Genomic DNA, 700 nt, shown 5'->3' on the forward strand with positions numbered 1-700 from the left:
CTATTTCAGGCACCAACGGTGACCTGACTATTGATACTAATGGTCATTGGGTCTTCACCGCCAACAGTGCGTTTAACCAATCAAACGTCGGCGATAAAGTCGAAGAGACCTTTACTGTATCGTCTATTGATGGCACAACGTCAACGATCAAAGTGATGATTAACGGTACTAACGATGCAGCGACAGTCAGTACCGCAACAGTCAGTGTGGATGAAACGGACAGCGCTATAACAACTTCTGGAACCCTCACCAGTACCGATGTGGACAACCCAGACAACACGTTTACTCCGGATTCCATTGCAGGCACCAATGGCGACCTCACCATTGATGCCACAGGCCACTGGGTATTCACTGCCAACAGCGCGTTTAATCAATTAAACGTGGGCGACAAAGTCGAAGAAACCTTTACGGTATCGTCTGTTGATGGCACACCTTCGACCATTAAAGTCACGATTAACGGCACTAATGACGCAGCTACTGTCAGCAGTGCGACCGTTGCTATCGATGAAACCGACAAAGCAGTCACGACTTCAGGAACATTAACCAGCACCGATGTCGATAATCCAGATAATGCGTTCACGCCGGATTCTATTTCAGGCACCAACGGTGACCTGACTATTGATACTAATGGTCATTGGGTCTTCACCGCCAACAGTGCGTTTAACCAATCAAACGTCGGCGATAAAGTCGAAGAGACCTT

The 700-nt window shown here is 47.9% G+C and carries 1 protein-coding gene; it reads left to right on the top strand.

The genetic code is table 11. The features are described 5' to 3' along the window. A partial coding sequence (locus H5300_RS26955; RefSeq protein ID WP_220503597.1) for a VCBS domain-containing protein occupies window positions 1-700 on the top strand: 700 nt, incomplete at both ends.

This window comes from Vibrio sp. SG41-7, from assembly GCF_014164465.1.
GTDB lineage: Bacteria > Pseudomonadota > Gammaproteobacteria > Enterobacterales > Vibrionaceae > Vibrio > Vibrio splendidus.